General features: G+C 69.9%; 22 protein-coding genes and 1 tRNA gene. 15 read left to right on the top strand and 8 right to left on the bottom strand.

Features of this window, described 5'->3' with window-relative positions:
- Nucleotides 1–79: 79 nt before the first annotated feature.
- The 6 genes from BWR60_RS28670 to BWR60_RS28695 form a co-directional block, all read right to left on the bottom strand.
- Entirely contained in the window at nt 80–538 is a 459-nt protein-coding gene (locus tag BWR60_RS28670; RefSeq protein WP_088155456.1) for a hypothetical protein, read from the bottom strand.
- Entirely contained in the window at nt 522–2,387 is a 1,866-nt protein-coding gene (locus tag BWR60_RS28675; protein WP_088155458.1) for an integrase, read from the bottom strand. Before BWR60_RS28675 ends, BWR60_RS28670 begins: the two co-directional genes overlap by 17 nt.
- On the bottom strand, nt 2,384–4,156 hold the full coding sequence (locus tag BWR60_RS28680) for a site-specific integrase (RefSeq protein WP_218823726.1): 1,773 nt from the start codon (nt 4,154–4,156) through the stop codon (nt 2,384–2,386). The genes BWR60_RS28675 and BWR60_RS28680 overlap by 4 nt, the downstream gene beginning before the upstream one ends.
- The gene (locus BWR60_RS28685) at nt 4,128–5,282 is read right to left on the bottom strand and encodes a tyrosine-type recombinase/integrase (protein WP_088155460.1); all 1,155 of its coding nucleotides are present in this window, start codon (nt 5,280–5,282) and stop codon (nt 4,128–4,130) included. Before BWR60_RS28685 ends, BWR60_RS28680 begins: the two co-directional genes overlap by 29 nt.
- 288 nt (nt 5,283–5,570) lie before the next feature.
- Nucleotides 5,571–5,945 carry a ParB/Srx family N-terminal domain-containing protein gene (locus BWR60_RS28690; RefSeq protein ID WP_088155461.1) on the bottom strand — a complete coding sequence of 125 codons (375 nt, stop codon included), beginning with the start codon at nt 5,943–5,945 and terminating at the stop codon, nt 5,571–5,573.
- Nucleotides 5,946–6,568: 623 nt separating this feature from the next.
- Nucleotides 6,569–6,643: transfer RNA gene (locus BWR60_RS28695), tRNA-Gly, on the bottom strand.
- Between the two features lie 167 nt (nt 6,644–6,810).
- On the opposite strand from BWR60_RS28695, the gene BWR60_RS28700 reads away from it, so the two are divergent.
- From BWR60_RS28700 to BWR60_RS37810, 7 genes are all read left to right on the top strand, one after another.
- The gene (locus BWR60_RS28700) at nt 6,811–7,422 is read left to right on the top strand and encodes a prolyl-tRNA synthetase associated domain-containing protein (protein WP_088155463.1); all 612 of its coding nucleotides are present in this window, start codon (nt 6,811–6,813) and stop codon (nt 7,420–7,422) included.
- Between the two features lie 60 nt (nt 7,423–7,482).
- A complete protein-coding gene (gene trxA, locus BWR60_RS28705) occupies nt 7,483–8,400 on the top strand; it encodes a thioredoxin (protein ID WP_088155566.1) in 918 nt (305 codons plus the stop codon).
- The gene (locus BWR60_RS28710) at nt 8,397–9,056 is read left to right on the top strand and encodes an LON peptidase substrate-binding domain-containing protein (RefSeq protein WP_088155465.1); all 660 of its coding nucleotides are present in this window, start codon (nt 8,397–8,399) and stop codon (nt 9,054–9,056) included. Before trxA ends, BWR60_RS28710 begins: the two co-directional genes overlap by 4 nt.
- Nucleotides 9,057–9,082: 26 nt before the next feature.
- On the top strand, nt 9,083–9,316 hold the full coding sequence (locus tag BWR60_RS28715; RefSeq protein ID WP_088155467.1) for a Trm112 family protein: 234 nt from the start codon (nt 9,083–9,085) through the stop codon (nt 9,314–9,316).
- Nucleotides 9,317–9,329: 13 nt separating this feature from the next.
- Nucleotides 9,330–9,710, top strand: a complete 381-nt coding sequence (locus BWR60_RS28720; RefSeq protein ID WP_230983214.1) for a gamma-butyrobetaine hydroxylase-like domain-containing protein — start codon at nt 9,330–9,332, stop codon at nt 9,708–9,710.
- Complete coding sequence (locus tag BWR60_RS28725; protein WP_179221991.1) at nt 9,700–10,962, top strand: adenylate/guanylate cyclase domain-containing protein; 1,263 nt, start codon at nt 9,700–9,702, stop codon at nt 10,960–10,962. The genes BWR60_RS28720 and BWR60_RS28725 overlap by 11 nt, the downstream gene beginning before the upstream one ends.
- 353 nt (nt 10,963–11,315) lie before the next feature.
- Nucleotides 11,316–11,438: a creatininase family protein gene (locus BWR60_RS37810; protein WP_144445794.1), complete on the top strand. Its 123-nt coding sequence runs from the start codon at nt 11,316–11,318 to the stop codon at nt 11,436–11,438.
- Here BWR60_RS37810 and BWR60_RS28735 read toward each other — a convergent pair.
- Both BWR60_RS28735 and BWR60_RS28740 read right to left on the bottom strand, forming a co-directional pair.
- On the bottom strand, nt 11,415–12,212 hold the full coding sequence (locus BWR60_RS28735) for a creatininase family protein (RefSeq protein WP_088155475.1): 798 nt from the start codon (nt 12,210–12,212) through the stop codon (nt 11,415–11,417). The genes BWR60_RS37810 and BWR60_RS28735 overlap by 24 nt on opposite strands.
- A 167-nt stretch (nt 12,213–12,379) precedes the next feature.
- A complete protein-coding gene (locus BWR60_RS28740) occupies nt 12,380–12,769 on the bottom strand; it encodes a RidA family protein (protein ID WP_088155477.1) in 390 nt (129 codons plus the stop codon).
- Between the two features lie 280 nt (nt 12,770–13,049).
- Here BWR60_RS28740 and BWR60_RS28745 point away from each other — a divergent pair, with 280 nt between their 5' ends.
- From BWR60_RS28745 to BWR60_RS28780, 8 genes are all read left to right on the top strand, one after another.
- Complete coding sequence (locus tag BWR60_RS28745) at nt 13,050–14,072, top strand: ABC transporter substrate-binding protein (RefSeq protein WP_088155479.1); 1,023 nt, start codon at nt 13,050–13,052, stop codon at nt 14,070–14,072.
- A gap of 22 nt (nt 14,073–14,094) precedes the next feature.
- The gene (locus BWR60_RS28750; RefSeq protein WP_088155568.1) at nt 14,095–14,874 is read left to right on the top strand and encodes an ABC transporter ATP-binding protein; all 780 of its coding nucleotides are present in this window, start codon (nt 14,095–14,097) and stop codon (nt 14,872–14,874) included.
- Nucleotides 14,871–15,731 (top strand): ABC transporter permease, encoded by an 861-nt coding sequence (locus tag BWR60_RS28755; protein WP_088155481.1) that lies wholly within the window; start codon nt 14,871–14,873, stop codon nt 15,729–15,731. Before BWR60_RS28750 ends, BWR60_RS28755 begins: the two co-directional genes overlap by 4 nt.
- A 1-nt stretch (nt 15,732) precedes the next feature.
- A complete protein-coding gene (locus tag BWR60_RS28760) occupies nt 15,733–17,061 on the top strand; it encodes a cytosine deaminase (protein WP_088155483.1) in 1,329 nt (442 codons plus the stop codon).
- A complete protein-coding gene (locus BWR60_RS28765; RefSeq protein ID WP_088155485.1) occupies nt 17,058–18,464 on the top strand; it encodes an FAD-binding oxidoreductase in 1,407 nt (468 codons plus the stop codon). The genes BWR60_RS28760 and BWR60_RS28765 overlap by 4 nt, the downstream gene beginning before the upstream one ends.
- A 179-nt stretch (nt 18,465–18,643) precedes the next feature.
- Nucleotides 18,644–19,225, top strand: a complete 582-nt coding sequence (locus tag BWR60_RS28770) for an NAD(P)H-dependent oxidoreductase (RefSeq protein ID WP_088155486.1) — start codon at nt 18,644–18,646, stop codon at nt 19,223–19,225.
- A 294-nt stretch (nt 19,226–19,519) separates the two neighbouring features.
- Complete coding sequence (locus tag BWR60_RS28775) at nt 19,520–21,622, top strand: type VI secretion system Vgr family protein (RefSeq protein WP_088155488.1); 2,103 nt, start codon at nt 19,520–19,522, stop codon at nt 21,620–21,622.
- 85 nt (nt 21,623–21,707) lie between these two features.
- On the top strand, nt 21,708–22,400 hold the full coding sequence (locus BWR60_RS28780; RefSeq protein WP_144445795.1) for a hypothetical protein: 693 nt from the start codon (nt 21,708–21,710) through the stop codon (nt 22,398–22,400).
- The last annotated feature ends 7 nt before the right edge of the window (nt 22,401–22,407 follow it).

The raw sequence follows: 22,407 nt of genomic DNA on the forward strand, positions 1-22,407 counted from the left end.
CGGCCGGATGGGGATCTTAGGTCAGGTGGCAAGTGTCCTGCGTGGCGCTGTCTGGCGGATATCCGCCAGCTTTCCTGGCTCAGTCCCGCGGCGGTGTCTTTCGTGCGGCTGTGGTGATCGGTACTGCGCGAAGCGCGGCATCGCGTTCGGCGACGAGCCGGGCATGAAGCCGGCGGTAGCGCTGCGCTTCGGCCTCGGCTGAGCGGGCGCGTTGCAACAGCAGCGCGTTCTCGCTGACCATGCGCCGCTCGTCCTGCTTCATCGCCTTGATCGTCGCGCGCAGCTCGTCGAGCTTGTCCTGCCAGCTGATCGGCGGCTTCGGAGCGGCAGCCGCGGCCTGGAGCTCGTCGAGGATGGCGCGGTGGTTGGTGTAGATCGCGTTGCGACCGACGTCCGCCTCGCGGGCGAGGGCGGCGACCGTAAGCCGGTAGCCATCCTGGTGCCGCGGATGGATCGGGCGCCCTTGGACGAGCCGCTCGAGCGCGTCGCATAGGCGGGCGCGGCTCGCCCTGAGCCGTTTCTCATAGGGGCTTGGCATGCCGGTCCTCCCTGCCGTGATCGAGCTCCTCCAGGATGCGGTCGCATTCGGCGATCCGCGCCACGGCCAGCGCGCAGCTGCCGGCGTCGAGCGCCAGCTGGTCGAGCAGCTTCAGGTTGCGCGCGCGCCGCGCCTCCCAGACCGGCCGATGCCTGGCGGTCACCGCGAAGTTGGCGCAGGTCGAGCAGGTGGTCTCGGTGCGCAGCGCCGGGTTGGGGCCGGCCTCGCCGCCGAAGCAGGCGGAGGTCTCGGGACGATAGACGCAGTAGCCCCAGTCGCAGACGCCGAGCCGGAGGTCGGTTTCCGCCATCAGGAAGTCGACATAGGCCTGAACGTCGCCGTCGCGCGTGCGGCCACGGAACCGCGAGCGCGCGGCGATCCTGCGCCCGGCCTTCCCGCCGAGCGCGGCGGCGGTCAGCATCTCCTCCAGCGCCGCCCGCGTCTCCTCCTGCGCATGGGCGTCGATCAGCTCGTCGAGATGGAAGTCGGTGCCCACATAGCCGCGGTCGGTCATGGCCCGGGTCACATGGCCGAGATGGAGCTGCAGGGCGTGGAGCCCGGTGCGATCGCGCTTGCCGACGAACCGCGCGAAGGTCTTGCGGCCCTGGTGGGTGTTGAGGTGCCAGGGCTCGCCCTCGTGCAGCGGCAGGCCGATGAACGGCGCGAACAGCTCGTTCAGCCGGCGGATGATCGTCCCGGCGATCGGCAGGTCGATCTCGACCGCCGGCCCCATCAGCCCCGTGCTCGACGTCATCAGCCACAGATCGTTGCGGCCCGATCGACGGCGCAAGGGTTCGGAGAGCCGCTCCATCAACGCGATCGCGCGCACGACGGGTTCGGGCGCCACCCAGCGATGCGCATCGCCATGATATCCGCGCGCGGTCTTGTAGATCCGACCGGCAAGATAGGCGAACCGCTCGTCCCCGGCGGCGGAGTCGTGATGCTCGACGCACCCGACCTGCAGCCCGAGGATCTCGGAGACCCGCGCGCCCACCAGATAGGCGATCACCACGAAGCAGGCGTCGTAGAGGCGGTCGACGAGCTGGCGCACCCGCTTGGTGCTGGTGACCGGCGCCGCCTGCCAGGGGGCATCCTCGCCGGGCAGCGTGGCGAAGCGGAAGGCCGCGATCGCGTCGACCACCTTGAAGCCGGCCTTGGTCGGGCTGAGGCCCGAGCCGAGCGCCGCGTCATAGGCGTCCTGGGCCTGCCGGTGCAGCGCGATCACATCGTCGGCCGCCGGTCCGATCAGGCGCAGCGCCGACGAGACCAGCGGCACCGCGATCGCATCGGGCGTGTAGGGCAGCCATCCCCGCTCCCGCTTCCGGAACATGCCGGTGATGCCGGGGAACGGGTCGCCGATCGCCACGGCCGGATAACGCGCGCCCTGCAGGTAGATGAGGATGAGCAGTCCGCGATAGTGGTCGAGCGTCGACGGCGCGATCGGGTCGCCCTTCGGATTGCGTCGATCGGCCATCGCGGCCAGGAACCGTTCGCCCGCACCGCGATCGAGGTCCGCGAACCGGCGATGGCCCTGGTCGGCCATCCAGCGGATCAGGAGCCTCAAGCCTTTGAACAGGGTGACGAGCGTGCCATCATGCAGATGCCTGCGCCCCGGCGGTGGATCGACCTTCACGCTCCACAGGAAGGTCTTGGCCGCCTCGCGCCAGCTCGCGAAGCCGGGATCGGTGAACCGCCCCACGGCGACAGCAAAGTCCCAGTCGAGCGAGAAGTCGCTGCGGTTGCTTCCGGGACGCAGACCATCCAGGTGCCAGATGGTGTCACCGAAGCGCGAGCGTGATGAGACGGCGACGCCGGGCGCGAACGCCCCATGAGGCGATGCGGCGATCATTCGAGCACCGGGAGCGCCGGCAGGGTCGCCAGGATCGACCGCGCGTCCTCGTGCAGATGGCCCGGGAAGTCGGGCAGGATGTCGTCGACCAGGATGCGATGGCTCGGGCTGTAGATCAGCGCCCAGCGCGCCGGATCGAGCGTCAGCCGCGCCGCTTCCAGGACTTCGATCGCCTGCAGGATGCGCGCGAGATGCTCGGCGTCGAGCGGGACCACCAGGCCAGGGCATCTGAGGCAGGCGCCGAGCCGCGAGCATGGCCGGCCCGGCCTGTCGCCGGCCAGCGGGTTGAGGCAGTCGTGGCCGAACGGCACCGTCACGCGCATGGGCTCGGGCGCGGCGTCGGCCTTGTCGTTGGCTTCCCCCGTGATCCACCCGATCATCAGCGCCTGCGCCCGCGCGATGGTCTCTGTCTGCAGGCGCCTGGCGTCGGGACTGCGCACATAGCGCTCGGTGGTGTCGATGCGGGCATGGTTGAGCAGCGCTTGCGCGGCGATCAGGTCGCCCTGGCTCGCCGTGTAGACCCGGGTCGCCGCACTGCCGCGCAGGAACGCGGCGGCGAAGTCGGGTAGCGGCTCGCGACGCCGCTCGGGCGCGGCGCGGTTCCAGATCGCGATCCGGGCATTGGCGCGGACGATGAACCGCTTGATGCCGCTGGCCAGCGTGCCTGGCACCACGACCCCAACCCCGTGCGTCTTCTCGCTCTTGATCAGGAACAGCAGCTCGCGGTCCTGCGGCCGCGCCTGGGCCGCCAGCGGGGCGGTCATCGCGAGCAGCCGATCGATCAGATTGGGGGCGGCATAGGGCCGCCGTCGATCGAACGAGCGCCGCTGCGCCCGCTTCACCTTCATGCCGGCGCGCGGCTTGCCCCAATCGATCATCGCCCGGTGCTCGTCGAGCGGGTGCGGGCTCTGGCAGTCGCGCCGCAACCGACGCAGCGCGTCCGGATTCCCGGCGGTCTGGATCGCGACGGCGAGAAAGAACGCCGGCAGATGGTCGAGCGTCAGGTGCAGATAGCCCGCGAGCGCGCGCAGGCCGCCCCGCCGATTGAAGGTCGATCCTCCGATCCCCGTGTCTTTCGCCGCAGGCACGACGCCGTTGCCGGCCTTTGCAATCGTCCGGACGAACCGGCAGAGCTCGGCGTCGGCACCCTCCACCGCGGCGCGCGTGGCGAGGATCCGGCGCCCGGTCTCGAACCGCTCCCAGGCCTCGTCGATCTCTTCATAGGCCGCCTGCAGGATGCTCTTCAGCACCGCCTCGTCGAGCTTGCGACGGGGCTCGGGATTGCACAGAGGATAGGGATTGTAGGGGAAGTCGATCCGGCTCGGCAGCCGCTCGGGTGCATGCCGCTTGGTCCAGTCGATGAGCTGCCGCAGCGCCGAGAGCAGATTGGCCCGGCTCGGTGCCGACCAGCCACCGCCCCGCTGCCCGGGCTGCCGGTCGAGCCACGCCATATAGCGTCCGACCATCGCCGAGCTGAGATCCGCCGCACTCGCAATCCCGCCATCCTCGTGCGCGAAGGTCGCGAAGATCCTGAGCGCGCGCCAGCAGCCACGCTGCGTGTCATGGCTGGAGCCGGCATGATGTCCCTTGAATGCCGCCCCGAGCAGCATCGTGACGTCGGCCGGCAAGCCGAGTTCGCTCAGCTCGAACCGCTTGGCGATCTCGCCCCACGGATCGCGGAAGACCACGACGCTGGAGATGTCCTCGGGCACCGCCAGGCGGCGGTCGATCCGTGCGCGGCTAGCGGCCATCGCCGACCAGCGCGCCATAGAGATAGGCGACGCTCTCCTCGAGTTCGGCGCTGTGCAGTTCCACGCAGCGCAGGTAGATGGCGGTGCTGCTGATCGAGCTGTGGCCGAGCAGCGTCTGCACCACCTTCAACGGGTTGATATCCGGAGTCGCCCGGGCCTGATGCTGGAGCCGCGCCAGCATCGTCATCGCGAAGGTGTGGCGCAGCCAGTGCCCCGTCCCGGCCACGCCCGCAGCCGCGAACGCGGCGCTCATGACGGCGGTGAAGCGGGCCCGGCTGACGGCCAGGCCGTGGCAGGTGAGGAACAGCGCCGAGGGCGGCCGGCAGGTCCGATCGGCGTGGCGCAGCCTGCGGATCAGGGGGCCGCGCACCTCATCGATATAGCGGTGCGTGGCGTCGAGCAGCCGGATCGGCGGATAGACGACACGCGGCCGATCGCCCTTGGTGATCGCCAGCCCGACCCCGACCAATGGATGGTCGTCGGCTTCGAGATGGGCGGTCTCCGGGATCTGGTAGACGTTGAGCGCGCACAGTTCCTTCCGGCGCATGCCGGTCACCAGCGCCCAGCTCACCATCAGGTCATAGGGCGGCGCGAGCCTGGCGAAGACGCGGCGCAACTGGTCCGCCCGCAAGGCGCGCGGCAGCCGCTCCGGCTCGGAGACGGTCAGCACGTTGGCGGCGACGACGCCGGGCCGCAGCTCGAGATGGCCCAGCATGGATTCGCGGCGCTGGCCGATCCGGACGTCGGCGAAGTGGAACGGCAGAGCATCGATCCACCCGCGGTCATGGGCCCAGCTGTAGAAGCGGCAGACGGTGCGCACCCGGTCGTTGATGGTCGAGCGCGCATAGGGCCGCTTGGTGTGCGGACTCGGGCGCGCCAGCATCCGGTTGCGCCAGGCCGCGATCTCCGGCTCGCCGACATCCCGCCACCCGACACCGGATTGTTCGAGGCTGTCGAACCAGTCGTGGAGATGCTCACCATAGGTGCGGATCGTCTCGGCAGCATGCGAGCGGCCCGGGACGGTCGCCAGCTCGAACAGGAAGGCGAAGGCCGGCTCGATGATCGCCATCCCCTCGTCGACGATGATGGGGAGCCCTGCCGGGATCTCGCCATATCCCGGAAGGGCTCTCACGATGCGGGCCATCTGTCCTCCGTGGCGCGCTCCCCGCGCAGTGATCCAGGGCAGACAGTCCCCTTGGCAGCACAGCCCCTCGGCCAAAGAGGACGGATAGGCTCTCGTGACTTCGGGTGGCGGGATGTCGGCGAGCCGGAGATCGCGGCCTGGCGCAACCGGATGCTGGNACCCCCTGGGCTTGCCCAGGTGGGCAAACAGGCACCTCCCACGCGCGCCGCTCCGTCGCTAGTGGGGGCACTGCGCGTCGCGCGCGGGTCCCTCCTGTTCGCTACCTGGACAAGCCCAGTGTGGCCGGCGTTATCCCCGCCCCTCAAAGGACAGTTCTGAGACAAAACCTAACAGGTTCTCGCGCACCACGTTTTCGGCCAGGGACAGTTCCTCGCCCTCGCCTTCGACGACGACGCAGGGCACGGGGGCGGACTTCTGGGCCTGCTTTCGCCTGGCCAGCAGCTTCAAGGCGGCGAGGCGCCGACCGCCGCCAACTACTTCATACTTGCCAGTCTCAGCGCCCTCCCCGTCCAGCACCGGCCGGACCGACAGGCTCTGCAGCAGGCCGTGCGCGGCGATGCTCGCCGCCAGTTCCTCGATCCCGCTCTCCCGTCCGGTCCGGCGGACGTTGTGCGCCGAGGGGACGAGCTTCGACAGCGGGATATCGCGAATGATCGTCGTCATGGTCGCTCTCCATTGGCAAAACCACCGCGCCTTTGCCCGACACAGCGGGGTGGGCGGCGGAGAGCGGCCGGCAGGCCCGCCGAGGGAGGCGGTCCGCACCTAGTCGGGGCGGTTGAACGATGCCGGGGTGAGCGCCAGGGCCGGAACGGAGTGGAGGACGCGCGGAGCGCGTTGCGGACCGGCGCGGCGGGCCTACAGGCAAGCGACGCCCACCCCGCGCCGTCGGGAAAGGTCGGAGCGGGACGGTATGCTCCAAGCCCTATTGTCGAGGTCATGCCGTCCCGCTCGCCGCATGTCCTGAGATCCGGACATCCGCATATGAGGGAGTTCTGGCAGAGGCAGATCGGTGGACGCTGCCCTAGGCCTAGGTCACACTCTGAATGCACATGAGCGTCGGCGTTGCGTCGCCCAGACGGGCCGTGCACGTGACTCTTCGACTGGATTGATGGAGGAGAAATGACGAGTCGGACTCGTAGACAGCCGACATCACAGCGGCATCAGGGTGCGCTGCAACATGCGTTCAGTTGCTTCCCCCCTGCTTCCCCGCTTCTGCAAGCGAGGCCGGGGAAGCAGAAAACGCCCTACCGGACGCCTGCTAAGTCTCTGATTTTCCTGGAAGAAATTGGAGCGGGCGAAGGGATTCGAACCCTCGACCCCAACCTTGGCAAGGTTGTGCTCTACCCCTGAGCTACGCCCGCTCTGGCGTCGTCGGCACCGCAGCGCCGTCGAGGTGGCGGGTTATATCCGATGCCGCGGGATTTGCAAGCACCTAAATGCGGAAATTTTCAGGGGTGCGCCGGACGGGCGCGCGGGACCGTCGGGGGCGGGCTTGGAAGCGCCGCCGCGGGCTCGTATAACACCCGGCATGACCGCGCCCGACAGCACCGCCCCCGAATCGTCCGGCTCCGCCGCCACCCGGCCCCGCGCCACCCCCGCCGACCTGTTCGCCCGGCTGCGCTCGCTCGGCGTCGCGGTGACGACGCATGAGCACGAGGCCGTGTTCACCGTCGAGGAATCGCGCCACCTGCGCGGCCTGCTGCCCGGCTGGCACTCCAAGAACCTGTTCCTGCGCAACAAGAAGGGCCAGGAATGGCTCGTCGTCTGCGAGGAGGAGCGCCGCGTCGACCTGAAGGCGCTGGGCGAGCTGCTGGGCGCCGGCCGGCTGTCCTTCGGGTCGCCCGACCGGCTGATGGCGGCGCTGGGCGTCACCCCCGGCTCGGTCACGCCCTTCAGCATCATCAACGACGACGCCCGGCGGGTGACCATCGTGCTGGATTCCGAGATGATGCGGCACGGCACGCTGCACTTCCACCCGCTGGTCAACACCATGACCACGGCGATCGAGCCGGCCGGCCTGCTGGGCTTCATTGCGAGCTGCGGCCACGACCCCCATATCGTCGATCTCGACCCCGTCACCCTGCCGGCGGAGCCGGCGACTCTTACACCACCGGCGGAGGATGCGCCGGCCGGCGGCTGACGCCGCCGCTTGCCGCCGCCGGGCTTCGGCACAGATCAATACCAGACCTGGGACAACGCCATGGACGCCCTTCTGAATTCCGCTTCCGGCGGCGCCGCACCGCTGATCAAGGACAGCAGCACCGCCGGCTTCCGTGCCGACGTGATCGACGCCTCGATGGAGGTGCCGATCATCGTCGACTTCTGGGCCACCTGGTGCGGCCCCTGTAAGACGCTGGGCCCTCTGCTGGAGAAGCAGGTCCAGGCCGCCGGCGGCAAGGTCCGGCTGGTCAAGGTCGACATCGACCAGAACCAGGCCCTGGCGGCACAGCTGCGCATCCAGTCGGTGCCGACGGTCTACGCCTTCTACCAGGGCCGCCCGGTCGACGGCTTCATGGGCGCGGTGCCGGAGAGCCAGGTCAAGAGCTTCATCGACAAGCTGGTGCAGCTGGCCGGGCATGACGACCACGACCATGTCGACCAGCTGCTGGCCGAGGCCAAGAGCGTGCTGGACAGCGGCAATGTCGAGGAGGCGGCCGGCATCTACCAGCATGTGCTGGCGCATGCGCCGGACAGCGCCGCCGCCGCGGCCGGCCTGGCCCGCTGCCTGATCGCGCTGGGCGAGACCGAGCAGGCCAAGCAGTTCCTGGACAGCCTCACCCCCGAGATGGCGCGCCATGCGGACGTGCTGGCGGCGAAGAGCGCGCTGGAGCTGGCTGAGCAGAGTGCCGTCGCCCTCGCCGGCCTGGCCGGGCTGCGCCAGCGGCTGGAGGCCAACCCGAACGACCACGAGGCGCGCTACGAGCTGTCGACCGCCCTGTACGGCGCCGGCGAGCAGGACGCGGCCATGGACGAGCTGCTGGAACTGTTCCGCCGTGACCGCGAGTGGAACGAGCAGGCGGCGCGCAAGCAGCTGGTCAAGCTGTTCGAGGCGCTGGGCCCGACCGACCCGCTGACCCTGTCCGGCCGGCGCCGGTTGTCCTCGCTCCTGTTTTCATGAGCCGGCGGCCGCGCGCCCCAGCCTTCCAGGACCTCGGCACCGACCTGCCGGTCTTCCCCCTGCCCGGGGTCCTGCTGCTGCCGCGCGGCCTCCTGCCCCTCAACATCTTCGAGCCGCGCTACCTCGCCATGGTCGAGGACGCGCTGGCCGGCGGCCGGATGATCGGCATGATCCAGCCGCGCCCCGGCCAGTGGGGCGCGGCCCCGCCGCCGCTCTACGCCGTCGGCTGCGCCGGGCGGATCACCAGCTTCGACGAGACCGATGACGGCCGCTACTTGATCACCCTGACCGGGCTGTGCCGGTTCCGGGTCGAGACGGAGCTGGAGGAGCGGCGCGGCTATCGCCGGGTGCGGCCGGGCTGGGCCGGCTTTTCCGCAGACATGGCCGAGCCGACCGCGGCCGAGATCGACCGCGCCGGGCTGGACCGGGCGCTGACCGACTATTTCCGCATCGCCGGCCTGTCCGCCGACTGGGAGGCGATCGGCCAGACCCCGGATGAGCGGCTGGTCACGTCGCTGGCGATGATCTGCCCGTTCGAGCCGCAGGAGAAGCAGGCGCTGCTGGAGGCGAAGGATCTCTGCGAGCGCACCCGAGTCATGCTATCGATCATCCGGATGGCGATCCATGGCGGCCATGCCGGCCGCGTGCGCCACTGACGGCCCCTGTTCCCGGACCCCGTGCCATGACCGATACCCCCGATTCCGCCAGCGCCCCGGCCCCCAGCAGCCCCACGGCGGTGGACCCGCGCCTGCTGGAGATGCTGGTCTGCCCGCTGACCAAGTCGCCGCTGCGCTACGACGCCCGCGCGCAGGAGCTGATCTCGGACCAGGCGCGGCTGGCCTATCCGATCCGCGACGGCATCCCGATCATGCTGATCGACGAGGCCCGGCCGCTCGACCCCGACGCGCGGCGCTGATCCCATGTCGTCGATGGGGAGCCCGCCCCTGACGGGCAGCGCCGCCCGGCCGGTCGAGATCCGGCTGAAGCGGGCCGAGCGGGTGCTGGAGTTGCGCTTCGACGACGGACTGCACGTCACCCTGTCGGCCGAGTTGCTGCGGGTCGAGAGCCCGTCGGCCGAGGTGCAGGGCCACGGCCCGTCGCAGAAGACCATCGTCGGCGGCAAGCGCAATGTCGCGATCACCGCGATCGAGCCGGTCGGCCATTACGCCGTGCGGCTGGTGTTCGACGACGGCCACGACACCGGCCTGTATTCCTGGACCTACCTCCATGAGCTCGCCAGCCGCCAGGACGAGCTGTGGCGCGGCTATCTCGACGCGCTGCAGGCCCGGGGCCTGTCGCGTGACCGCTGACGGCCTGGCGCCGAGGACCGCCGCCGCCTTCACCGTCCTGCGGCGCTGGCTGGGCAACCAGGCGCTGCTGGCCGGGACGGTGCAGGATGTCGCCGAGGGCTTCGCCGACCGGCTGCTGGCCGCCGGCATCCCGGTGTGGCGGGCCTATCTGTCGGCCACCACGCTGCATCCGGACATGGAGGCCTTCGGCCTGACCTGGACCCGCGACGGCGGCCGGGAGAGCGAGGCGTACGGCCACGGCTCCTGGGGCAAGCTGTCGAGCCCCAGCCCGATCTACGCGGCGGTGGTGGCCGCGCGGGAGGCCGCGAGGGACCCCGCCGCCGCCCGGGCCGACGATCTGGTGCCGCTGACCCGCTACCGGCTGGAGCGGGGCGAGGGCGTGGACCATTTCCCGATCCTGGCCGAGTTCCGCGACGCCGGCGCCACCGACTATCTGTGCTTCATCATCCCCTTCGGCTTCGACGGCGCGCTGCACCCGTTGCGCACCGGCGCCACGGTGACGCTGGCGACCGACCGGCCCGGCGGCTTCACCGATGCCGAGGTTCGGGCGCTGGACGAGATGATGCCGGTGTTCGGCGCCGCGGTGCGCATCAGCATCGACCTGGCGGCCTTCCGCACGGTGCTGAGCACCTATCTGGGCCGCGATGTCGGGCAGCGGGTGCTGCGCGGCGAGATCCGCCGCGGCGCGGTCGAGACCATCTCGGCCGCGATCCTGGTCGGCGACCTGCGCGGCTTCACCGCTTTGGCCGATGCCATGCCGCGCGACCAGCTGGTGGCGATGCTGGACGACTATCTCGACGCGCTGGCCACGCCGATCGAGCACCGCGGCGGGCAGGTGCTGAAATTCATGGGCGACGGCCTCTTGGCCACCTTCGCCTTCGCCGAGGACGATCCGGCCGAGACCTGCGGCCGGGCCCTGGCCGCCGCGGCCGAGGCGCTGGAGCGGATCGCCGCGATCAATGTGCGGCGGGCCGCGGCGGAGGCGCCGGTGATGACGCTGGACGTGGCGCTGCATGTCGGCGACGTGCTGTACGGCAATGTCGGGTCGGGCCAGCGGCTGGACTTCACCATCATCGGCCCGGCGGTGAACGAGGCCGCCCGGCTGGAGCATCTGTGCGGCGTGCTGAACGTGCCGATGGTGGTCAGCCACCGCTTCGTCGAGGCCCTGGCGGCGCCGGAGCGCTTCCGCTGCCTGGGCCTGCAGACCCTGCGCGGGGTGCGGGCGCCGGTGGAAGTGTTCACGCCCGCCTGAGGGGCCGGAGCCCCCCCTCACCCGAAATCGCCGTGCGATTTCGACCTCTCCCCAAGGAGAGGTGAAGGAGCCGCTGCCCTGTTCCCTCTCCTTGGGGAGAGGTCGAAATCGCACGGCGATTTCGGGTGAGGGGGGGCTCCGGCCCCTCAGGCGGGCGTGAACACTTCCACCGGCGCCCGCACCCCGCGCAGGGTCTGCAGGCCCAGGCAGCGGAAGCGCTCCGGCGCCGCCAGGGCCTCGACGAAGCGGTGGCTGACCACCATCGGCCCGGCGGTGAACGAGGCCGCCCGGCTGGAGCATCTGTGCGGCGTGCTGAACNTCTGCGGGCGCATGGCATCTCGCAGTTCGGCTGGATGGCGCAGGATTTGAACCCCGGCGGCGCGGTCGGCAACGCCGGCAACGCCACGGCCGAGAAGGGCCGGCAGGTGGTCGACCACCAGGCCGCCGTCAGCTCACTCCGTCCACAGCCGCGCTAGGTCGAAGCCGTGCACGTCGCGGCACAAAGCGACGAAGGCGGCGGCCTGGTGGTCGACCACCTGCCGGCCCTTCTCGGCCGTGGCGTTGCCGGCGTTGCCGACCGCGCCGCCGGGGTTCAAATCCTGCGCCATCCAGCCGAACTGCGAGATGCCATGCGCCCGCAGATGCGCGAACTCCTCGATGAACTGCAGCTGGGTCGACCGGAAATCCTCGGCCAAGTCCATCTTTACCAGATCCGGGCGCAGATGCAGCATTACCGAGGTCTCCATGTCGCCGCCATGGATGCCGTAGGCCGCCTCCTCCGCCGGGAACAGCCCATCCGGGTTGCCGAAGCGCGACCAGGCCGAATGCACCGCCAGCATGCCGTGCCGCACCCGCAGCTCGCGCGCCACGACGTCGAGGATCGGCACGTTGCCGCCATGCGAGTTGATCAGGATCAGCTTGCGCACGCCCGCCCGCCGCACGCTTTCGCCGATCTCGATCAGCAGCTGAGTCAGCGTCTCCCAGGACAGGGTCAGGGTGCCGGGCGAGGCGATGTGCTCGTTCGACTTGCCGACCGCCTGGGTCGGCAGGAAGGTGATCGGCAGGTCGGCCGGCAGCAGCTCCAGCACCCGCCGTACCATGCCCTCGGCGATGCAGGTGTCGGTGTAGACCGGCAGATGCGGCCCGTGCTGCTCGATGGCGCAGACCGGCTGCACCGCGATCCAGCCCTCCGCGCCCCCGTCCCGGAAGTCGAGCGTCGTCATCTCGTGCCAGTAACGCTTCGGCAGCATGGGCGGTCCTTTCAAAGAGCAGATCGGAGAGCGTTTCGAAATGCGCTGGCGTGAGTCGGCTGGTGGTGGTTTCGAGAACCGGCGCGCAGCGGACGTTATAGTCCGTGAGCACCGGAAGCGGAGAAACCGCCATCAGACGGCCACGCCAGTAGCATTTCCAAACGCTCTCAGGCGGGGCCGGCGGCGATGACCTCCACCTCGACCAGGAACTCGGGCCGGGAGAAGCCGGAGACGATCATCAGGGTCGAGGCCGGGGGCGGGTCGGCGACGATTCGGTCGCGCACCGCCATGTAACCCTTCAGATGCTCCCGCCCGGTGACGAAGGCGTTGATGCGGATGATGTGCGACAGGTCCATCCCCGCCGCCGCCAGGATCGCCCGGATATTGGCGAAGCACAGCTCGGCCTGGCCTTCGACCGTGGGCGGCACGGCGTCGTCCGGGCCGATGCCGAGCTGGCCGGAGCAGACCACCAGGCGGCTGCCCGCCGGCACTTCGACAGCATGGCTGTAGCGGGCGAAGGGCGGCCGGATTCCGGCGGGGGTGATGGGGCGCGACATCAGGATTCGTCTCCCGCGAAAGGCAGCAAACCGTAGGGCCGGCGGCGGGCCCGCGCAAGGTTGCCGCATGCCGGAAAACTGGACTAGGCTGCCCAGTTGTTGGGCACCGGAGGGATGGGCGTCGGCCGCGGCGCGCCGCCTTCCGGGCGCCCGACGGGACCAGCATCCCGCGGATCCTCGGCCGGCCGCGGCGCCCCCGGAACCGGGGACGGGTGGCACGGCCGTTGCATCCTGTCGTCCTTGGCGCCGCGGCAAAGAAACGACACAGGGGATCGGCTTCATGCAACTCTTCGGACGGGTCCTCGCTCTCGCCTTCGGCCTGGCGGCGGGGCTGGCCACGGGCGCGGCCTCGGCGGCGGACAAGGTCAGCTTCGGCACCAACTGGCTGGCCCAGGCGGAGCATGGCGGCTACTACCAGGCGCTGGCGGACGGCACCTACGCCAAGGCCGGGCTGGACGTCACCATCGTCATGGGCGGGCCGCAGGCGGCCAACCGGGCGCGCCTCGTCGCCGGCCAGATCGACTTCTTCATGGGCGGCACGCTGGACGCCTTCGATTCGGTCAAGGAAGGCGTGCCGGTGATCAATGTCGCCGCCATCTTCCAGAAGGACCCGCAGGTGTTGATGGCCCATCCCGACCAGGGGATCGAGACCATCGCCGACCTGGCCAAGCTGGACACGCTGTTCCTGTCCGGCGAGGGCTACGACACCTATTACCGCTGGCTGAAATCGGCCTATCCCGGCTTCCGGGACGAGCAGTACAAGCCCTACACCTTCAACCCCGCCCCCTTCATCGCCGACCCGAAGTCGGGCCAGCAGGGCTATCTGACCTCCGAGCCGCGGGACATCGAGCAGCAGGCGGGATGGAAGCCCAAGGTCTTCCTGCTCGCCGACAACGGCTACGGCGCCTACTCCACCACCATCGCGGCGCAGCAGGCGATGATCGACCAGAACCCGGAGCTGGTGCAGCGCTTCGTCGATGCCTCGATCATCGGCTGGTACAACTATCTCTTCGGCGATCCGGCCGCGGCCAACGCGCTGATCAAGAAGGACAATCCGGAGATGACGGACGCCCAGCTGGCCTATGGCCGGGAGCAGCTGAAGGCCGCGCATATCGTCATCGCCGGCGAGGCCGAGACCCAGGGCATCGGCTGCATGACCCCGGCGCGGTACCAGAGCTTCTACGACAGCATGGTCAAGGCCGGGGTGCTGGAGGCCGGGCTGGATGTCAGCAAGGCCTTCACCACCCGCTTCGTCTGCAAGGGGGTCGGCCTCGACCTCTACAAGAAGCTGGCTGGCGGCTGAGGTGGATTCGGCCGCGTTGACCATGCCCGGATCCGCCGGGGTGCTGGTGTCGCTGGATGGGGTGTCGAAGCGCTTCGCCAGCGGCACCCTGGCCCTGTCGGCCATGTCGCTCGACATCCGGGAGGGCGAGTTCGTCAGCCTGCTCGGCCCGTCCGGCTGCGGCAAATCGACGGCGCTGCGGCTGATCGCGGGGCTCGGCGCCCCCTCGGGCGGCGCGATCCGCTGGCCGGGTGGCGGCCGCAGCGCGACCGAGGGCGAGGTCGGATTCGTGTTCCAGGAGCCGACGCTGATGCCCTGGGCCACCGTGTTCAAGAATGTCTGGCTGCCGCTGCGGCTGAAGGGCCTGTCCCGCGCCGCCGCGCGCGACCGGGTGATGGAGGCGCTGGCGATGGTCGGCCTCGACCGCTTCGCCGACGCCTATCCGCGCGAACTGTCGGGCGGCATGAAGATGCGGGTGTCGATCGCCCGCGCCCTGGTCACCCGACCGAAGCTGCTGCTGATGGACGAGCCCTTCGCGGCCTTGGACGAGATCACCCGGATCAAGCTGAACGACGACCTGCTGCGGCTGTGGCAGGGCCAGAACTGGACCATCGTCTTCGTCACCCATTCGGTGTTCGAATCCGTCTACCTGTCGTCGCGCATCGTGGTGATGGCGGCGCGGCCGGGCCGGGTGATCGAGCAGGTGGCGGTCGACGCGCCCTACCCGCGCGGCAACGCGTACCGGATGTCCACGCCGTACAACGAGCGCTGCCGCACCGTGTCGGACGCGCTGATGCGGGCGATCACGGGAGCGGCCGGATGACCCAGATCGAGCTCCAGACCGGCGAGGACGAGGCCGCGATCGCCGAGGCCCGGCGGGCCGACCCCGGCCGCATCCGGGCGCTGGCGGCGCGGATCGCCGTGCCGGTGGTCGCCTTCGGCGCCTTCGTGGTGCTGTGGCAGTGGTACGTCACGGCCTATCAGGTGCCGCGCTACATCCTGCCGGCGCCCACCGAGGTGGCGGCGACGATGGTCGGCGACTGGCCGATCCTGTCCTCCGCCCTCGCCGTGACGCTGACCATCACCTTCGCCGCCCTGGCCGCGGCGCTGGTCGGCGGCGTGGCCCTGGCCATCCTGTTCATCCAGTCGCGCTGGCTGGAGCTGGCCTTCTACCCCTATGCCGTGGTGCTGCAGGTGACGCCGATCGTGGCGATCGCTCCCCTGATCATCATCTATGCGCCGTCGACCGAATCGGTGCTGCTGATCTGCGCCTTCATCGTCGCCTTCTTCCCGATCCTGTCGAACATGACGCAAGGGCTGAAGAGCACCGACCACAACCTGCTGAACCTGTTCGAGCTGTACGGCGCCTCGCGCTGGCAGTCGCTGCTGCACCTCCGCATCCCGGCCGCCCTGCCCTATTTCGCCACCGGCCTGCGCATCGGCGGCGGTCTGGCGCTGATCGGGTCGGTGGTGGCGGAGTTCGCGGCCGGGTCGGCCGGCGCCCAGTCCGGCCTGGCCTTCCGCATCCTGGAGGCCGGGCGGCGGCTGAATGTGCCGCGGCTGTTCGCGGCGCTGCTGCTGATCACCCTGACCGGCCTGGCGATCTTCGCCCTGACCAGCCTGGTGTCGCATCTGCTGCTGCGGCGCTGGCACGAAAGCGCCATCCGGCGGGAGAACTGAGATGGGTTTTGCCCGCCTGCCGGATTCCCGGCGCTACCGCCTGACCAATGCCACGGTGCCCATCAGCCTGGTCGAAGGCGTGGAACTGCGGCCGGACCGTGACGGGCTGGCCCTGGCCGACCTGACCATCGACGGCGCCACCCTGGTGGCGATCCGCCCGGCCGGCAGCCCGGATCCGGACGGCCTGCCAGCGCTGGACCTCGACCGGGGCATGGTGTGGCCGGCCTTCATCGAGGCGCACACCCATCTCGACAAGGGCCATATCTGGCCGCGAGCGCCGAACCCGGACGGCAGCTTCGACGGCGCGCTGTCCACCGTCCGGGCGGATAAGGCGGCCCACTGGTCGGCGGAAGACGTGCGGGCGCGGATGGAGTTCAGCCTGCGCTGCGCCTTCGCCCATGGCACCCGCATGATCCGCACCCATATCGACAGCGACCCGCAGCAATACCGCATCTCCTGGCCGGTCTTCGCCGCCCTGCGCGCGGAATGGGCCGGGCGGATCGAGCTGCAGGGCGCGGCCCTGGTCGCCATCGACTGGCTGCTGGACGATGCAAATTACAACGATCTCAGCCGCACGCTGCGCGCCCATGGCGGCATGCTGGGCGCCGTCACCTACCCAGTGGCCGGGCTGGAGGCCGGGATCGAGCGGATGTTCCGCCACGCCGTCGAGCACGGCCTGGACCTCGACTTCCACGCCGACGAGACCGCCGATCCGGCGGTGCGGACGCTGGCGCTGATCGCCGAGGCCGCGATCCGCCACCGCTTCCGCGGCCGGGTGCTGGTGGGCCATTGCTGCTCCCTGGCCCGGCAGCCGGAGGAGGTGATCGACCGCACGCTCGACCGGGTGGCGGAGGCCGGCCTGGCCGTGGTGTCGCTGCCGATGTGCAACATGTACCTGCAGGATCGGCGGGCCGAGGCCACGCCGCGCTGGCGCGGGGTGACGCTGCTGCATGAGATGAAGGCCCGCGGCATCCCGGTGATGGTGTCCTCCGACAACACCCGCGACCCGTTCTACGCCTATGGCGATCTCGACGCGCTCGAGGTCTACACCCAGGCGACGCGCATCCTGCATCTCGACCACCCGGTCGGCGACTGGCCGCGGGCGATCGCCGCGACCCCGGCCGAAGTGCTGGGCCGGCCGGAGCTCGGCCGGCTGGCAGCGGGCGGCGGCGCCGATCTGGTGCTGCTGCGCGCCCGCAGCTGGACCGAGCTGCTGTCCCGCCCCCAGGCCGACCGCATCGTGGTCCGGAACGGCCGGGCGATCGACACCACCCTGCCGGATTACCGCGAGCTGGACGCGCTGCTGGCGCCCGAAGGAGGCAAGGCATGACCGATCTGTCGGCGCTGAAGCGCGACCTGGAGGGGCTGCGGGTCACCGAGGACCCGGTGCTGGTGAAGCAGAAGAGCCAGGATTTCTTCTGGTACTCGCCGGTGCTGAAGCGGCAGCTGGAGCATGTCACCGGCGACATCGTCGTGTCGCCGACCTCGGAGGCGGAGGTGGTGCAGGCGCTGAAGGCGGCCTACGCCCATGGCGTGCCGGTGACGCCGCGCGGCGCCGGCACCGGCAATTACGGCCAGGCCATGCCGCTGTCGGGCGGCATGGTGCTGAACCTGGCCCGGATGAACAAGGTCACCGCCATCCGCCCCGGCGCGGTGGCGGCCGAGGCCGGGGCGGTGCTGGCCCAGATGGACGTCCAGACCCGGGCCAAGGCCGGGCAGGAGATGCGGCTGTTCCCGTCGACCTACCGGATGGCGACGATCGGCGGCTTCCTGGCCGGCGGCTCCGGCGGCGTCGGGTCGATCCGCTGGGGCGGCCTGCGCAACCTCGGCAACGTCATGCGGGTGCGGCTGGTGACGATGGAGGCGGAGCCGCGCATCCTCGACCTGACCGGCGAGGACCTGCTGAAGGCGCTGCACGCCTATGGCACCAACGGCATCATCACCGAGGTCGAGATCCCGCTGACCGCGGCGCCGGAGTGGGTGGATGTCGTGGTCGGTTTCGACGACTGGATGGACGCGGTCCGCTTCTGCGAGGAGATCGGCCGCGCCGACGGGCTGCTGCTGAAGGAGATCGCGCCGGTCGCCGCGCCGGTGCCGCATGACTATTTCCAGAAGCACCAGAGATTCATCCGCCGCGACCAGTCGGTGGCGCTGCTGATGGTGGCCGACTTCGCCATGGGCGGCTTCGAGGCCTTCATGAAGCGGTCGAAGGGCGAGGTGCTGTTCCGCGCCGACACCGCGACCGATGAGGAGAAGCGGGGCCTGCCGCCGCTGTACGAGCTGACCTGGAACCACACCACGCTGCGGGCGATCAAGATCGACCCGACCATCACCTACCTGCAGGTGCTGTATCCCTTCCCCGACCATCTCCGCCTGGTCGAGGAGATGACGAGGATCTTCGGCGACGAGGTGCCCGGCCATCTCGAGGTGATCCGCTTCGACGGCAACGTCACCTGCTCCGGCCTGCCGATCGTGCGCTTCACCACGGAGGAGCGGCTGGACGAGATCATCCGCATCCATGAGGACCATGGCTGCCTGATCTTCAACCCGCACCGCTACACGCTGGAGGAGGGCGGGATGAAGCGCACCGACGCGGTGCAGCTGGAATTCAAGCGCGAGACCGACCCGCGCGGCCTCTTGAACCCCGGCAAGATGATCGGCTGGGACGACCCGGATTACGACCTGAACTCCGGCCGCATCTACCTGTTCCCGGGGCTGCAGGCGACGGGGTGATGGCCGGGCCGGTGCCGTCCCCCTCACCCTCCCATTCGCCAACGCGAATGGGCCCCTCCCTCTCCCCAAGGAGAGGGAAACAGATGCGGCGTCCCTTTACCTCTCCCCCGGGGAGAGGTCGAAATCGCACAGCGATTTCGGGTGAGGGGGTGGCCTCTCCACCTGGCGAAACCTGACCCATGCGCGTCCTGGTGCTGTTCGCGCATCCGGTCGAGACCAGCTTCCACGCCGCGCTGCACCGGGCGATGGTCGACGCGCTGCGCCGGGCCGGGCACGAGGTCGATGATTGCGACCTCTATGCCGAGGGCTTCGACCCGATCCTGACCCGGGAGGAGCGGCTGCACTACCACGACCTGTCGATCAACCGTCTTCCGGTCGAAAGCCATGTCGACCGGCTGCTGCGGGCCGAGGCGCTGGTGATCATGGCGCCGGTGTGGAATTTCGGCTTCCCGGCGATCCTGAAGGGCTGGTTCGACCGGGTGATGCTGCCCGGCGTGTCCTTCGTCATGCGCGATGGCCGGGCGTATCCGAACCTGCAGCACATCCGGAGCCTGACCGCCATCGTCTCCTATGGCGGCACGCGCTGGGCCTCCCGCCTGATGGGTGACCCGCCGCGCAAGCTGGTGCGGCGCTGGCTGCGCGGCCTGATCCGCCCCTGGGCGCCGGTGCGCTACCTCGCCCTCTACGGCATGAACCGCGCCACCGACGCCGACCGCGACCGCTTCCTGGCCCGGGTGGTCGAGGCGGCCGGCCGCCTCTAGCCCCGCACCGCCGCACCTCCCCCCGCCAGCAGCCCGCGGCCGCCGCCGCGATCGCCGGCGACGGCATCCATGTCCATTGGATCAGTACAATCCAGATGACCTCGATATTCCAAATTCCCGCCCTTCGAAGGACACCTTAATAACACAATGCCATATACATCCATGTAGATAGATAAATCGCAGTATTGTCGGGATGTATTTTCTTACGAATCAGTATCTGGAATCTGTCGTCCCAATTTGCTAGGGTCGCCGCTCGCAAGGAATCCCATTCCGTGTCCGACATGGAAGTGCGCGATGACGCTTGACGACTATGCCGAGACCTTGACCCAGGCCGGCCGCCTTCTGGCGATCGAGACACCGCTCGGCCCCGACGTCTTCCTGCTCGAGGAGATGACGGGCAGCGAGGAGGTCTGCTCGCTGTTCTCATTCCGGCTCCGCGTCCGCTCGAAACGGCAGGACGTGGCGCCGTCGGAGCTGGTCGGCCTGCCGGTCTCCTGGACGCTGGAGCTGCCCGGCGGCGCCCGGCGGGAGTGGTCGGGCGTGGTCGGCGCGCTCGAGGCCGGCCCGACCCTCGGCGACGGAATGCGCGCCTATGTCGTCACGGCCCATCCCTGGCTCTGGCTGTTCGGGCACACCTCGGACTGCCGCATCTTCCAGCACAAGACGACGCAGCAGATCCTCGAGACCATCTTCGACGAGGCGGGCATCCACGATGTCGACTTCTCGGGCGTGGTCGGCCCGAAGACGCCGCGGGAATACTGCGTCCAGTACAACGAGACCGATCTGCGCTTCATCTTCCGGCTGCTGGAGGAGGAAGGCTGGGCCTGGTGGTTCCGGCACGAGCCGGGCCAGGAGGGGGAAGCGGGGCGGCATGTGCTGGTCGTCGCGGACGGGGCCCATGCCTGGGCGCCGGGCGAGGAACCGTCCATCCGCTACGGCACCAGCGACGCGGACCTGAACGACATCACGGCGTGGTCCCGCCGCTACAGCTTCCTGCCCGGACGGCTGGTGGAAGCCGACTGGAACTTCGAGACGCCGCGGGCGCCGCAGATGCAGGACCAGCCGTCGGTGGCGCCGATCGGCTCGAACAAGCCCTTCGAGATGTATCACTGGGGCGGCCGCTTCACCGACCGCGACCGCGCCGACGCCGTCACCAAGCGCCGGATCGAGGCGCATGAGGCCCAGTTCGAGACGGTCCAGGCCGAGAGCTGCAACCGGCGCATCCAGCCGGGGCAGAGATTCGCCCTGCAATCCCATCCGGCGGCGGCCGAGAACGCGGACTACGCCGTCGTCTCGGTGCAGCACATGGCGCAGGACCCGACCTACAGCAACAGCCGCGGCGAGCCGCCCCGCTACGCCAACCGCTTCGTCGCGATCCCGGCGACCGTGCGCTACACGCCCGAGCAGCGGACCCCGCAGCCGCGGATCGACGGCGTGCAGACGGCCATCGTGGTCGGCCCGGCGGGGGAGGAGATCCACACCGACCAGTATGGCCGGATCAAGGTCCGCTTCCCATGGGACCGCTATGCCAGGGGGGATGAAAGGGATTCCTGCTGGCTGCGCGTCAGCCAGCCCTGGGGCGGCCGCAACTGGGGTGCGCAGACCATTCCCCGCATCGGCATGGAGGTGCTGGTCGCCTATGTCGAGGGCGATCCGGACAAGCCGATGGTCGTCGGCGTGGTGCCGAACAGCGAGATGATGCCGCCCTTGTCCCTGCCCGGGGACAAGACCCGGACCTCGCTGAAGACCTCGTCGAGCCCCGGCGGCTCCGGCTTCAACGAGCTGAGCTTCGAGGACAAGGCGGGCGCCGAGGAGGTGTTCCTGCACGCCCAGAAGGACGCCAGCGAGATGGTCAACAACAACAAGCTGCTGACCATCGGCAACGCCTATACGGCCGCGGCCCAGACGCTGCACATGGCCACGGTGCAGGCATCGCAGACGACGATGACGCCGGCCGACATCGTGCTGCAGCACCTGGGCAGCATGATCCGGATGGATGCCACCGGCATCACCATCTCCTTCGGCAGCGGCCATGCGATCCAGCTAAGCGATGCCGGCGTCCAGATCCGCTCGACCGCCAAGGTGGAGGCCGTGCAGGGCGATACGGCCAACTTCGTCTCGCTCACCGACGACGGGGTCTACACCAAGGGCGTGACCGTCACCCAGGACGCGGCCGGCGAGGGCGACCACCAGATCCACATGAGCAAGGAGGGCGTCCAAATTCACTCCAAGACCCTCGTCTGTGCGTGGCAGGCCGACGACAATTCCGTCCAGATCGATCACGAGGGCGTCGTGAGCAGCGGCCGAACCCACATCAAGAAGCTGGCGGCCGGTTCGAGCCTGGAGATGAACGGCGAGGGCATTTCGCAGAAAGGCCCCCTGATCCGGCTGAACTGACCGGCCCGCAGCGCAAGGGAGGACCACCCAGATGGTGTTTGCCGGGACTCGAATCACCGCCCCCGCCATGGCGGCAGCCCAAGGCATGAAGGACATCGCGCTCCATCAGGCCACCAACAAGACGGTCCGGCCGCTGACGGAGCAGATGGCCGGGCCTGCGCCGGCGGCGGGCAAGGATCCGGCGGGCCAGGCCGCCGCGTCCCTGCCCGCCGCCGGGCTGAGCGAGCTGGCGGGCGGCATGCTGCCGTCGCTTCCCGACCTGGTTCCCTTCCCCATCTTGCCGCGGGCCCGGCCGGCTCGCTTCGGCGGCCGGTTGCCGGCGTCGGGCGGTATGCCGCAGGCCCTCTCGTCCCTGCCGGGGATGCCGGCCGGCGCGGCGCCCATGCGGCAGCCCGGCGCGGCGGCACCGCAGGCGCCCGCCCCCCCTGCGGCAGCGGCGGCCGAGGCGGCCGCCGCCGCGATGGAACCGGCACAGGCGGACGGCCCTGAGGCTCCGGGCCGGAAGGATCGGCCGGCCGCCGCCCCGTCGCCGGAGGACATCGCCGCCGATGCCTTGAACAAGAAGCCCGCGGGCCCCGCATCCCCCGAGGACATCGTGGCCGAAGCCTCGGGCGGAAAGCCTTCGGAGCCCGGCGCGGCATCGCCGGAGGATACCGCTGCCGCCGCGCTGGGCGAGAAGACAGTGAGGCCTGGCCCGGCGTCGCCCCAGGACGTCCCCGCCGACGCGCTGGATGAGAGGACCCGGCGACCGCGCAGGATCCGGCGGACCGACGGCTGAGACCGCT

The sequence above is a fragment of the Inquilinus limosus genome (assembly GCF_002195995.1).
In the GTDB taxonomy this organism is placed as follows: domain Bacteria; phylum Pseudomonadota; class Alphaproteobacteria; order DSM-16000; family Inquilinaceae; genus Inquilinus; species Inquilinus limosus_C.